At 74.4% G+C, this 14,346-nt stretch carries 2 protein-coding genes; both read left to right on the top strand.

All coding sequences use genetic code 11. The annotated features are described in order from the left end of the window. The first annotated feature begins 101 nt into the window (after nt 1-101). Nucleotides 102-7,004: an SDR family NAD(P)-dependent oxidoreductase gene (locus KYY02_RS12720; RefSeq protein ID WP_371238021.1), complete on the top strand. Its 6,903-nt coding sequence runs from the start codon at nt 102-104 to the stop codon at nt 7,002-7,004. An 82-nt stretch (nt 7,005-7,086) separates the two neighbouring features. Beyond that, nucleotides 7,087-14,337, top strand: coding sequence for a beta-ketoacyl synthase N-terminal-like domain-containing protein (locus KYY02_RS12715; protein ID WP_371238020.1), 7,251 nt, complete (start codon nt 7,087-7,089; stop codon nt 14,335-14,337). Nucleotides 14,338-14,346 lie beyond the last annotated feature (9 nt).

Raw genomic sequence — 14,346 nt, 5'->3', positions numbered from 1 at the left:
TTCACCGCATCCCTCTTTTCCGCACATCCTTGCCCGCCGCCCTCAGGGCCACCGACCGGCCGGGCCGCCCGGCCCCGCCGTCCGACCGAGAGAGCCTCGCCGTGAACGCTTCGCACCCTGCCGACCTCGACCGTCGGCTCGCCCGAGACCCCATCGCCGTCGTCGGGCTGTCCGCCCTGTACCCCAAGTCCCGTGATCTGAAGGAGTTCTGGGCGAACGTCGTCTCCGCCGCCGACTGCATCGAGGACGTCCCCGCAACCCACTGGGACTTGTCGGAGCACTACGACCCCGACCCCTCCGTACCCGACAAGACGTACTCCAGGCGCGGCGGTTTCATCCCCACCGTTCCCTTCGCCCCGCTGGAGTTCGGGCTTCCGCCCAACACCCTCGAAGTCACCGACGTACTGCAGCTGCTGAGCCTGGTGGTGGCCCGCGATCTGCTGAAGGACGCAGGCTCCGACCAGGAGTGGTACGACGCCTCCCGCACCGGCGTCGTCCTCGGCGTGACCGGCGCCAACCAGCTCACCCAGCCGCTGTCCGCGCGCCTCCAGACTCCCGTGCTCAAGGAGGTCGTCCGCTCCTGCGGCCTCTCGCAGCGGGACGCGGAGGAGATCGCGGAGAAGTTCAAACTGGCCTTCGCGCCCTGGGAGGAGAACTCCTTCCCCGGCATGCTCGGCAACGTTGTCGCCGGCCGCATCGCCAACCGTCTCGACCTGGGCGGCACCAACCTGACGATCGACGCGGCCTGCGCCAGTTCGCTCGGCGCGGTGAAGGTCGGCATCAGCGAACTGCTGGAGCGGCGCTCGGACATGATGCTGGTGGGCGGTTGCGACGCCGAGAACACCATCTTCATGTACCTGTGCTTCAGCAAGACGCCCGCCTTCTCCAGGTCCGGCCGCATCCGCCCGTTCGACGCGGACGCCGACGGCACCCTGATCGGCGAGGGCATCGGCATGCTGGCGCTGCGCCGGCTCTCCGACGCCGAGCGCGACGGCAACCGGATCTACGCGGTGATCCGCGGCATCGGCTCCTCCAGCGACGGCCGCTTCAAGTCCATCTACGCGCCCCGCAAGGAAGGACAGATGACGGCGCTGCGCCGGGCGTACGAGGACGCGGAGGTCTCCCCGGGCAGCATCGAGCTCTTCGAGGCCCACGGCACCGGCACCGCTGTCGGCGAGGCCACCGAGCTGTCCGCGCTCACGGCCGTGGTCGCGCAGCACACCGAGGACCGGCAGTTCGCCGCGATCGGCAGCGTGAAGTCGCAGATCGGCCACACCAAGGCCGCCGCGGGCGCGGCCGGCCTGATCAAGCTCTCGCTCGCCCTGCACCACAAGCTGCTGCCGCCCACGATCAACGTCGACAAGCCCAATCCCGCGATCGACTGGGAGAGCAGCCCCTTCTACGTCAGCATCCGCACCCGCCCCTGGATCCGCGACCCGCACCGCCCCCGGCGCCGCGCCGCCGTGTCCTCGTTCGGCTTCGGCGGCACCAACTTCCACCTGGTGCTGGAGGAGCACGGCGACGGCGACGACCTGCGGGTGATGTTCCCGACCGCCCGGGTCCACCTGTGGCACGGCCCCGACGTGGACGCTTTGGTGCGGGCGCTGGACGACGGCGCGGAGCCGGGGAACACCCCGGCCCCGGACGGCCACCCGCGGCTCGCCCTGGTGGCCCGCACCGACGCGGAACTCGCCGAACTGCGTGCGCTCGCCGTCGCCGAACTGCGCGCCAGACCCTCGGCGGAGTCCTGGTCGCACCCCAAGGGCGTCTACTTCCGCAGCTCGGCGGCGCCGACCGGCAAGGTGGCCGCGCTCTTCGCCGGGCAGGGCAGCCAGTACGTCGAGCCCGGCCGCACCGCGGTGCTCGCACTGCCGCCGCTGCGAGCGGCCTTCGACCGGGCGAACGCTGCGTTCGGCGACCACGAGCGACCCCTGTCCCGCGTCGCCTTCCCGCCGCCCGCCTTCGACGAGGTGACCCGCGAGGCCCAGGAGAGCGAGCTGCGGCGTACCGAGTACGCCCAGCCCGCCATCGGCGCCCTGGCTGCCGGTCAGTACCGCTACCTGACCGAACTCGGCTTCGACGCCGAGGGGTTCCTCGGACACAGTTTCGGCGAGCTGGCCGCGCTGTGGGCCGCCGGCGCGCTCGACGACGCCACCTACTTCGCGCTGGCCCGGGCGCGCGGCGCCGCGATGGCCCCGCCCGCCGACCCGGACTTCGATCCGGGTGCCATGGCCGCCGTCACCGCCCCGCCCGAACGGCTCGAGGAGCTGCTGGCGGCCCACCCCGACCTGACCGTCTGCAACCGCAACGCCCCCGACCAGACCGTGGTCGGCGGCGCCACCGACGCCGTGGAACGGTTCATCGGGGCGGCGGGCGAGGCCGGCCTGCGGGCGCTGCGGCTGCCGGTGTCCGCGGCCTTCCACACGCCGTTCGTCGCGCATGCCGTCGAGGCGTTCGGCCGCCGGGTCGCCGAGGCGGAGATACGCAGGCCGCGCCGGCCGGTGTTCGCCAACGCCCCCGGCGCCTCCTACGGCGCGGACGTCGAGGCCAACCGGCGCACGCTGGTCGACCAGCTGGTCCGTCCCGTCGAGTTCGCCGACCGGGTGGAGGAGATGTACGCGGCGGGTTTCCGCACCTTCGTGGAGTTCGGGCCCAAGGGCGTGCTGACCCGGCTGGTGGACCGCATCCTCGGCGAGCGCGAGCACTTCGCGGTGCAGCTGGACCCGGGCAGCGGCGGCGACGCCGACCTCACCCTGAAGCGTGCCGTGGCCCAGCTGTCCGTGCTCGGACTGCCGCTGACGCCCCGGGACCGCTACGTGGCCCCGCCCACAACCGCCGAGCCCGCCAAGGGCATGACGGTACCGCTGAACGGCATCAACCACGTCTCCGAGGCCCGTAGGGCGGCGTACCGCGACGCGCTGGACAATGGCTACCGGGTGCCTGGCCGGTCCCCGCAGGAACCGCTTCCGGCCGCCGAGGACCCGCGTTCCGTGGGCACCGCCCCACCGGCCGGTGACCGGCAGCCCGCCGACGGGGCCCCCGCTCCCGCACCGCGGGAGACCGCACCGCCCGTCCCGGCCACCGGGGCGCCGACCGCGACGGCGTCCACGGCCCTGTCCGTTCCCGCAGACGTCCCCCAGGACATGACCGTGCGAGATGAATCCTCCGTTCCCGCGCCGGCCCACGACCGGCTCTCCGCGCTGATCGCGGACCACCTCGCCCTGCACGACGACTACCTTCGCGGCCAGCTCTCCAGCGCCCGGCGCATGATGGACGTCCTGGAGCGCGCCGGCCAGCAGGGCCGCGCCGACGCGGTGGTCCCCGGCCTGGCCGCCGTGAAGGAGCACGGCCTGGCGATCGGGCAGACCCACCTGCGGGCCAACGAGATCCTGCGGGACCTGGCCGCTCTGGAGACGGGTGCTCCGGCGCCGGTGAACACGGCCGCCGAGCACGCTCCGGCGCAGGTGCCCGCCGCCCCCTCGTACGAGACGCGTGCCGTCGAGCCGCAGTCCGGCGTGCCCGCCGCCCTCGCGCCGGCCCCGGCCCCCGCGGCCGAGCCGGTCGTCCCCGGGCCGTCCGCACCGGTGGTCGAGCAGCCGCCCACCGCGGCCGCTGCCCGGTCCGGGGGGACGACGTCGTCCGGCCCCTCCGCCGACGACGTGGCGAAGGCCCTGCTCGACGTGGTGGCTCAGAAGACCGGTTACCCGGCGGACATGCTCGACCTCGACATGGACGTGGAGGCGGACTTGGGCATCGACTCGATCAAGCGCGTCGAGATCATGGGCGTGCTGCAGGAGACCTTCCCCAGCCCCACCCCCGTCGGCCCCGAACAACTCGCCGAACTACGCACCCTCGGCGAGATCGTCGACTTCGTCCTCAGCCTCGGCGGGTCCGCGGCCCACGAGCCGGCGCCCGCCGTCGCGGCCCCCGCGGACACCGCCTCGGCCCCCGCCTTCGACACCGACGCCGTCGCCTCCGCGCTGCTCGGCGTGGTCGCGGAGAGGACCGGTTACCCCGCGGACATGCTCGGCCTCGACATGGACATCGAGGCCGACCTCGGCATCGACTCCATCAAGCGCGTCGAGATCATGGGCGTGCTGCAGGAGACCTTCCCCAGCCCCACCCCCGTCGGCCCCGAACAACTCGCCGAACTACGCACCCTCGGCGAGATCGTCGACTTCGTCCTGGACCTCGGGGGCACCGGCACGCGGTCCACGGTCCCGGCCACCGCCGGGACCACGCCGGCCGTCACCACGGCCCCGCCGGACACCGCCTCGAGCGCTCCGGCCGCCCCGCCCGCCGGGGACGACGTACGCGCCGCGCTGCTCGATGTCGTGGCGGAGAAGACCGGTTACCCCGCGGACATGCTCGGCCTCGACATGGACATCGAGGCCGACCTCGGCATCGACTCCATCAAGCGCGTCGAGATCATGGGCGTGCTGCAGGAGACCTTCCCCAGCCCCACCCCCGTCGGCCCCGAACAACTCGCCGAACTACGCACCCTCGGCGAGATCGTCGACTTCGTCACCGGACTGTCCGGAGCCCCGGCCGCCGAGACGCCGGACGCCGTCCGGCCCGCGCCGTCCGTGCCGGCCCCGGCCGCCGCGATCGGCCGTGGCCAGGCCGCGGTCGTGGACCTGCCGCTGCCCGACCGGATCGTCGACGCCTATCCGCAGGGGGCGACCGCGCTCGTCGTGGACGACGGCAGCGAGGTCGCCGTGACGACGGCGGCCCGGCTCCTCGCGGCCGGCTGGCGGGTACGCACCCTGCGTCTGCCCGGCGTCGAGCGGCGCGTCGACGGGGCGGCGGACCTGCCCCTCACCGGCTGGGACCCCGACGAACTGGCCGCCCGCACGAAGGAGCTGGACGGCGAACCGGTGCACCTCGTGCTCGGCTTCGCGGCCGCCGAAGGCCTGCCGTGGGCCGAAGGGGTGCGCAGGCTCACGCACCTGCTGCTCGTCGCCCGCCACCTCGTCCACCCGCTGACCGACGCGGCGGCCACCGGCCGCCGGGCCTCCTTCCTCACCGTCACCCGGCTGGACGGCACCTTCGGCCTCACCGGCGTCGCCGAGGACGCCGCTCCCGCCGGCGGCGTGGGCGGCCTGGTCAAGACCCTGGCGGTGGAAGCGCCCGAACTCTTCTGCCGCGCCGTCGACCTGGCTCCCGCGCTCGGCGCCGACCGGGCCGCCGACCTGGTCCTGGAGGAGGCGCACGACGCGGCCGGCGAGCCGGTGCAGGTGGGCCGCGACGGTACCCGGCGGATCGCGCTGACCCTGGGCGAGGAACCCCTCGGCCGCACCGGGTCCGCACCGGCCGTCCCGGTCGGCCCCGACGACCTGCTGGTGGTGACGGGCGGCGGGCGCGGCATCACCGCGCGCTGCGCCGTGGCGCTGGCCGCCGCGCACCGGCCGGGGCTGCTCCTGCTGGGCCGCACGGCCCTGGACGAGGAACCGGCCTGGGCGCACGGCCTGACCGGCCCCGGCGAGCTGAAGGCGGCCGCCGCCGCCCACCTGAAGCAGTCCGGGCAGAAGCCGACGCCCAGGCGGGTCGAGCAGCTGTACCGGGCGGTCGTCGGGGAACGCGAGGTCCGGCACACCCTGGCCGACATCCGCGCCGCGGGCAGCGAGGTCGCATACCTGCCGGTCGACATCACGGACGCCGCCGCGACTGCGGCCGCCCTGGCCCCGTACCGGGAGCGGATCACCGGTCTGGTGCACGGCGCCGGGGTCCTGGCGGACCAGCTGATCTCCGCGAAGAAGGCGGCCGAGATCGAGCGGGTCCTCTCCGTCAAGCTCGGCGGCCTGCGGTCCGTGCTCGCCGCCCTGCCGGCCGAGCGGCTGCGCCACGTCCTGCTGTTCTCGTCGGTCGCCGGGTTCTTCGGCAACCGCGGCCAGTCGGACTACGCCATGGCCAACGAGACCCTCAACACCTGGGCCGCCGCCTTCCGGCGCAGCCACCCCGAGGCCCACGTCACCTCCCTCAACTGGGGTGCCTGGGACAGCGGCATGGTGTCGCCCCAGATCAAGGCGGTCTTCGAGGAGCGGGGCATCGCCCTGATCCCGGTGGAGACGGGAACCCGCCTGTTCACCGAGCAGTTCGCGCCCGGCCGGGCCGGCGACCTGGTCACCGTGCTCGGCCCCACCACCCCCCTGTCGGTGCGCGCGGCGGCCGCGCCCGCGTCACCGGTCGTCCTGGAGCGGGACCTGACCGTCCTGGCCGCCCACCCGCTGGTCGCCGACCACGTCATCGGCGACGCACCGGTGCTGCCGGCCACGGCCGCCCTGGGCTGGATCGCCGGCGCCGTCGAGCGGCTGACCGGCCGGGCCGTCACGCAGATCCGGGACTTCACGGTGCACAAGGGCGTCGTCTTCGACGGCGGTCCCGACGGCGACGTGTTCCGGCTCGGCGTCGACCCCACGCCCGACGGGAGGGAGGCGGACGTCACCGTCCGCTCGGTGGGGGGCGACGGCGGATCACGCCCGCGCTACGCGGCCCGGGTGATCCTCGGCACCACCGCCGGCGAGGCCCCGCGGATCACCACGCTGCCCGCCCTCGGCGACGGCAGCGACGCCCAGGGCTTCTACACCGACGGCACCCTCTTCCACGGGACCTCCCTGCGAGGGCTGCGCCGCGTGCTGGAGTCGGACGAATCGCGGCTGGTGATCTCCTGCTCCCTGGACGAGCACCGGCCCGAGGGCGGCGCGTTCGGCAGCAGCCGCTACGCGCCCGGCACCGCCGACCTGCTGCTGCAGGCCGCACTGGTGTGGATGCGGCTGAACCACGGTGTGGCGAGCCTGCCGACGGCGGTGGCGCGCGCCGAACTGCACGAGGCGCTGCCGGACGGCGGACCGTTCGTCGTGGTGGTGGAGCCGGTGTCGGCGAACGGCGTCGGCGCGACCCTCACGGTGACCGCGTGCGCCCCCGACGGGCGGGTGCTGCTCCGGTTCGCCGACGTGTCCCTCGTGTCCACCCCGCAGCTGGCCGCCAAGTTCGCGAGCCGCTGAGCAGACCCACTGACCGCCGGTTCCGGCGGGCGGGCTGCCCGCCCGTCCGCCGGAACCGGTCCCTCGGAGGAAACAGCTGCCCATGAGCAAGTTCGCGATCGTCGGGATGTCGTGCCTCTTTCCGGGAGCGCACCGCCCCGACGCCTTCTGGGAGAACCTGCGCGCCGGCCTCGACAGCCGCACGGAGGGCGGGCCGGAGGTCTTCGGCCCCGCCCCGGACGTCCGGGACGCGGACCCCGCGCACACCATCACCTGCGTGCGCGGCGGGTTCGTCACGGACTTCGAGTTCGACCCCACCGGGTTCCTGCTGCGCGCCGAGGACATCGGCCGCCTCGACCGCGTCTTCCACTGGACCCTGCACGTGGCCCGCGAGGCACTGCGTGACAGCGGCCACGCCGACCGTCCCGGGATGCTGGCCCGCACCGGCCTGGTGATCGGCAACTACTCCTTCCCCACACCCGCCTCGGCCCGGATCAGCCTGCCCCTGGTGCAGGAGGCGGTGCTGGAGGGCCTGCGCCGGTCCGGGCGGCCGGCCCCCGGTCCGGCCCCGCTGCTGGACCCGTCCGCCGTGTCGCCGGCCGACGCCCGGGTCAGCGGCGCCCCGGCCCGCGTCGCCGCCGCCGCGCTGGGCCTGGGCGGCCCCCGCTACGCCCTGGACGCGGCCTGCTCCTCGGCCCTGTACGCGCTGAAGCTGGCCTGCGAGCACCTTGCCGCCGGGCAGGCCGACCTCGTGCTCGCGGGCGGGGTGTGCGCGCCCGACCCGACCCTGATCCACCTGTCCTTCTCCGACCTGAAGGCCTATCCCGACAACGGCGTCAGCCAGCCCTTCGATGCCCGCTCCACCGGCATCCTCACCGGGCAGGGCGCCGGCATGGTCGCCGTACGCAGGCTCGAGGACGCCCTCGCCGACGGTGACGCGATCCACGCGGTCGTCGACGGCATCGGTCTGTCCAACGACGGCGCCGGCCGTCACCTGCTGGTGCCCAACCCCGCCGGGCAGCTGGCCTCCTACGAACTCGCTTACGCCCGGGCCGGGTTCGGTCCCGAGCAGGTCGACTACCTGGAGTGCCACGCCACCGGCACGCCCGTGGGCGACGGCACGGAGGCCGAGACGGTCGCCGCCTGGTTCGGCGCCCACGGTCCGGTGCCGCCGCTGGGTTCCGTCAAGGGCAACCTCGGCCACCTGCTGACCGTGGCGGGCCTGAGCAGTCTGCTGAAGGTGATCCTGGCCATGGGGCACGGGCACGTGCCGCCCACGATCGGGGTGGAGCAGCCGCTCACCGAAGCGCTGCCGCTGGTGCGTGAGGGGCGGGCCTGGCCCGACGAGCGCCCCGGGCCCCGCCGGGCGGCCGTGTCCGCGTTCGGGTTCGGCGGGACCAACGCCCACGTCGTGGTCTCCCGACAGGCCGCCGCCGAGGACACCGCCGAGGAGACCGGCCCCGTCACGCCTCCGGCCCTGGACGTCGTCGGCCTGGGCGCCCACTTCGGCACCCTCGACTCCGTCACCGCGTTCGAACGCGCGCTGCACGACGGCACGGATGCCTTCCAGCCGCTGCCCGAACACCGCTGGCGCGGCCTGGAGGACGTCACGGGCGGGACCCTGGAGCGGGCCGGCCTGACCCGCGCCGCGCTGCCCGAGGGCGGTTTCGTCGACCGCATCGGCATGGACCCGGCCGACCACCGCATCCCGCCCGCCGACCTGCGCCACTACAACCTCCAGCACGCCCTGATGTCCAAGGTCGCCGACGAGGCGCTGCGCGACGCGGGATACGACCGCAGCGTGCCGCAGGGCGAGAGGGCCCCCCGGCCGCGCCGCGTCGCCGTCGTGGTGGCGATGGAGATCGAACCCAGCGCCCACCTGCACCTGGCCCGCCACGGCCTGGGCGACTTCCTGCGCCGCGCGTACGAGGACGCCGGGCTGGAACCGACCGACGAGCAGCGGACCGCGCTCGCCGCCGTCGCCCGCGACGGGGTGCACCGGCCGATCGTCGCCAACGAGGTGCTCAGCTACATCGGCAACATCATGGCCAGCCGGATCTCCTCCCTGTGGAACCTGACCGGCCCCTCCTTCACCCTCTCCTCCGACGGCGCGGCCACCGCCGAGGCCCTGCAGATCGCCCAGTTGCTGCTGCTGGACGAGACGGTGGAGGCGGTCCTGGTAGGAGCCGTGGACCTGGCGGGCTCACCGGAGAACCTGCTGCTGCGCGGCGCCCGCCCGGTCGCCGGCGCCGGACTGAGCTTCGGCGAGGGACAGCGGGGCGTGCGCATCGGTGAGGGCGCCGGCGCGGTCGTCGTCACCCGTCCCGGCGAGGGTGCCCGGACCGCCTACGCCCGCGTGGACGCCGTCGCGGTACGGCACAGCGTCCCCGTCGACGGCGTGCTGCCGGAGGCCGACGCCGCCGCGCTGGCCCGGGCCGCCGGCCAGGCGCTGGCGGCCGCGGGGATCACTGCCGGGGACGTCGGCTACGTGGAGGCCCACGCGGGCGGCTCGGCGGCACAGGACGCCGCCGAACTGGAGGCACTGGCGCAGGTGTATCCGGCCGGCTCCGGGGCCTTCGCCCTGGGCAGCGCCAAGGCCCAGCTCGGCGACACCGGCTGCGCCGCCGCGATGGCCGGCCTGCTTCGGGCGGTGCTGTGCCTGCACCACGCCTACGTGCCCGGCGTCCCCGGCTGGCGCCGGCCCGACCCGGAGCTGGCCGGGCTGCTGGCGGGCTCCGCCTGCCACGTGCCGGACGCGTCGCGGCCGTGGCTGCGCGCCGCGCGGGGCGCCCGCCGGTACGCGGCGGTGAACGTGATCGGTTCCGACGGCGCCCACGGCCATGTGGTGCTGTCCGCCGAGCGCACCCGCGGCGACGACGTGTCCTCGGACTGGCGCCGGGCCTCGGCCCCCGTCCTGCTGCCGCTGGGCGCGGCGGACGTGGACGGCCTGCTGACCGAGGTGGACCGGCACCTGGAGCTCCTGGCGGACGGCACCGACCCCTACCGGCTGGGCCGCGCCGCCGCCGAACGGCTGCCGGGCAGCGCGCTGCGCGTGGTCCTCGTCGGCCGGGACCGCGCGCAGCTGCGGCAACAGCTCGAATCGGCGCGCCGCGATCTCCGGGACGCGTACGCCCGGGGCGAGGAGTGGACCACCCCGGCCGGCAGCTGCTTCGCGCCGCGCCCCCTCGGCCCGGACGGCAAGGTCGCCCTGGTCTACCCCGGCGCGTTCAACTCCTACCCCGGGCTCGGCCGGGACCTGTTCCGGATCTTCCCCTCGCTGCTCAGCCGCTTCGAGGCGGAGGCGGCCGACCCGGACCGCATGTTCCGCGCCGCACAGCTGTACCCGCGCACCCGGACCGCCCCCGACCGGCGGGCGCTGATGGCCCTGGAGGCGGAGCTGGGCGAGGACATCCCCTTCATGCTCGCCACCGGCACCACCTTCGCCATCCTCCACACCGACCTGGTCCGCGACCTGCTGGGCGTGCCCGCGCACGGCGCCTTCGGCTACAGCCTGGGCGAGTCCAGCATGCTGTTTGCCACCGGCGGCTGGCTGCGCTCGGCCCGCCGGGACGACCGGATCGGCGCCACCCCCCTGTTCCACGACCGGCTCACCGGCCCGCGGCGCACGGTCCGCGAGCTGTGGAACCTGCCGGAGGACACCCCCGACGAGAAGGTGTGGGGCAGCTACGTGCTGCTGGAGTCGGCGGACCGGATCACCGAGGCCCTCGACCGCCACGACCGGGTGTTCCTCACCCATGTCAACACCCCCGGTGAGGCGGTGATCGCGGGCGACCCGGCGCGGTGCCGGGCGCTGATCGAGGAGCTGGGCTGCCCGTCGGCCCGCTCCCCCGTCGGCTCGGTCATGCACTGCCCGGTCGTCGACGGCGAACTGGACGGCCTCACCGAACTCAACGACCACCCGACCGGTTCGCCGGGTGGACTGGAGCTGCTCAGCTCCTACGACTACGGCCCCGTCCCCGGCCTGGAGCGTTCCGGGACGGCGCGGCGCATCGCCCGCACCCTGCGCTGCACCGTCGACTTCCCGCGTCTGGTGCGCACCGCCTACGCGCGCGGCTTCCGCTACTTCGTCGAGACCGGCCCCGGCTCCACCTGCACCCGCTGGATCCACGACACCCTCGGTGACGCACCGCACGTCGCGATGCCGACCGACCGCCGTGGGGTGCCGGCCGCCCGTTCCGTGGCCCAGCTCGCGGCCCGGCTGGCCGCGCACGGGCTGCCGGTCGACCTGGTCGCGCTGCTCGGCCCCGACCCGGTGACCACCGGTCGGCCGTCCCGGCTGCGGGTTCCGGTCGGCGGCGGCGCGCCCGTCCCGGCCGGGATCGCTCAGCGGGCCGGGGCCCTGCCCGTCCTCGCTGCGGAACCCGCGCCGCAGCCCGCGCCGCCCACCCACACGGCGCACGTGCCCGCACCCCCCGCGGCCACGCCCTCAGCCGACGTCAAGGATGCGCGACCCGCCCCCGCGGCGGCCGTCCCGCTGGAGGTGACCGACCCCATGCCCGCCGACCCCACCCTCGACGACGCCGACCGCATCGCCTTCGACGGCGAGCCGATCGCGTTCCTGCCCTGGGCGGAGCCGGACGCCGCGGCCCCGGGGCCGGCGCGGCCCGTTTCCCCCGGGCCCGCCGGGAACTCCGGCGCGCCGCCCGCGCCCGCGGTCCGCCCGGCTCCGGCGGCCGACGGCGACGCGCCTGCCGCCGGGGCCTCCGGTGCCGCCGTCGCCGGCCTGGTACGTGACATCCGCGAGCAGATGGTGGCCACCCACTCGGTCGTGATGGAGACCCAGCGGGTGCTCCAGGAGGCGGTCCTTGCACGTACGGAGGCGCTGCTCGACGCCCCGGCGGCCCCTGCCGCGCCCGCCGTCCCGCGGGCGGCCGGCCGGCCGGCCGCCCCGCCGCCCTCCGCGTTGCCACCGCAGCCCGCGCCCGCGTCGGAGCCGTCCGGTGTCATCTGGGGCGAGGAGCAGCTCCTCGCCTTCGCCACGGGGAAGGTCGCGGACGTCTTCGGTCCCGAGTTCGCGCCCGTCGACGCGTACGCCAAGCGGGTCCGGCTGCCCGCGCCGCCGTACCACTTCGTCACCCGCGTCACCGCTCTGCAGGCCGGGACCGGTGTCTACGAGCCCTCGTTCATCCGCACCGAGTACGACGTGCCCGAGGACGCTTGGTACGCGGTCGACGGCGGGGTGCCGCCGGCGGTGGCCATCGAGGCCGGCCAGTGCGACCTGCTGCTCATCAGCTACCTGGGCATCGACTTCCGCAACAGGGGCGAGCGCGTGTACCGGCTGCTGGACAGCAGGCTGGTCTTCCACGGCGACTTGCCGCGCACCGGGCAGACCCTGCGCTACGACATCTCCATCAACCGCTTCGTCCGCCAGGGCGACACCACGCTGTTCTTCTTCAGCTACCTGTGCTACGCCGACGGCGAGCTGATCCTCGAGCTCAAGGACGCCTGCGCCGGCTTCTTCAGCCAGGCGGAGCTGGACGCCCCGCTCGGCGTCGTCATCACGGAGAAGGACCGGCAGCGGCGGGCCGCGCTGACGAGGACCTGGTTCAAGCCGCTGGCGTACACCGACAGGAACCACCTCACCGCAGCCGACCTGGAGCTGCTGGCCGAGGGCAGACCGGGCGAGGTCTTCGGGCCGCACCACGCCCAGGACCCCGGCCTGAACCCGGCGCTGCGGCTGCCGAACGCCCGGTTGCGCATGGTCGACGAGATCGTGATCGACCGCACCGGAGGGCCGCGCGGCATCGGCGCGATCACCGCGTACAAGCGGCTCCGGCCGGACGCCTGGTACTTCGAGTGTCACTTCCCCGACGACCCGGTGCTGGCCGGCTCGCTGGTGGCGGAGGGCGCCGTGCAGACCCTCCAGGCCTACCTGCTGCACCAGGGCATGCACCTGGTGCTGCCCGACGCCCGTTTCCAGACCATCGTCGGGCTGGAGACCGAGGTGCAGGTGCGCGGTCAGATCACGCCCGCGCACTCCGAGATCCGGTACGAGATCGAGATCATGGAACTGACCCTGCTCCCGCGCCCCTCGGTGATCGCCGACATCCTGGTGTACCTGGGTGACAAGCCGGTGATCCGGATGCGCGACTTCGGCATCCAGATCCGAGAGAAGGACGGCACCCCGTACCGGCCGCAGGCCGGCGGCGTCCCGGAGTTCCTGGGCCGCCGCAACCGCGCCGGCGAGCCCGCCATGATCAACGAACTGCATCTCGCACACGCCGCCAAGGGCGATCTCGGCACGGCGATGGGGCCGGAGTTCGACGTCTACAGGGACGGCCGCGCCCCCCACATCCCCAACGGCGACTTCCAGTTCGTCGACCGCATCATGCGGCTCCAGGGCGTGCGCGGCGACCTGAGGCCTGGCTCCGAGATGGTCACGGAGTACGACTCCCCCGCCGACGCCTGGTACTACGCCGAGAACTCCCACCCGCACATGCCCAACTGCGTGTACATGGAGACCTCGCTGCAGGCGGCGATCCTGCTCGGCTACTACCTCGGCGCCACCCTCAAGCAGCCGCAGACCGAGTACTCCATCCGCAACCTGGACGGCACGGCGACCCTCCTGAAGGACATCGACCTGCGCGGCCGGACGGTCCGCCACCACTCGACGCTGCTGATGACCAGCGCGGTGTCCGGAGCGGTACTGCAGAAGTTCCGCTACGAACTGTCCGCCGACGGCGAGGTGTTCTACACCGGCGAGTCCCTCTTCGGCTACTTCGGCGAGGCCGCGCTCGCCAACCAGGTGGGCCTGGACAACGGCGCGTACGTCGCGCCCTGGATCGAGCAGAACCGCCCCGCCGCCGTATGCCGTATCGAACTCGACGACGACGCTCCGCAGTTCACCGACCCGTCGGGTGGCCGGCTGCACCTTCCCGGCGGTCACTTCCACCTCGTCGACCACGTCGACCTGGTCCGCGACGGCGGCCGGCACGGCAAGGGGTACCTGTACGGACACCGCCGCATCCGGCCCGACGAGTGGTACTTCGACTGCCACTTCCACCGCGATCCGGTGATGCCCGGCTCCCTCGGCGTGGAGGCGGTCCTGCAGGCGCTGCGCCTGTACGTCCTGGAGGAGGGCCTCGCGGACGGCGTCCCCCGCCCGCGGTTCGCCCCGGCCCGCGAGATCCCCATGAGCTGGAAGTACCGCGGGCAGATCCTGCGCCACGACGGCGAGCTGCGCTTCGACGTGCACATCAAGGAGGTGCGCCGGGACGGCGAGCGGCTGGTGGTGATCGCCGACGCCGACCTGTGGAAGCCGGGTCTGCGGATCTACGAGCTGACGGACGTGGCCGTCGAGGTCCGCCCGGACGACACCGGCGACCAGACCTGAAGGACCGGA

It is taken from the genome of Streptomyces pimonensis (assembly GCF_041380215.1).
Taxonomy (GTDB): domain Bacteria; phylum Actinomycetota; class Actinomycetes; order Streptomycetales; family Streptomycetaceae; genus Streptomyces; species Streptomyces pimonensis.
Note: the sequence above shows the minus strand (reverse complement) of the source record. Positions and strands in the feature narration are given on the sequence as shown.

Bases quoted from the DNA above. Each gene is read 5' to 3' on its own strand.
- KYY02_RS12715 (WP_371238020.1), top strand. From the start codon at position 7,087: ATGAGCAAGTTCGCGATCGTCGGGATGTCGTGCCTCTTTCCGGGAGCG.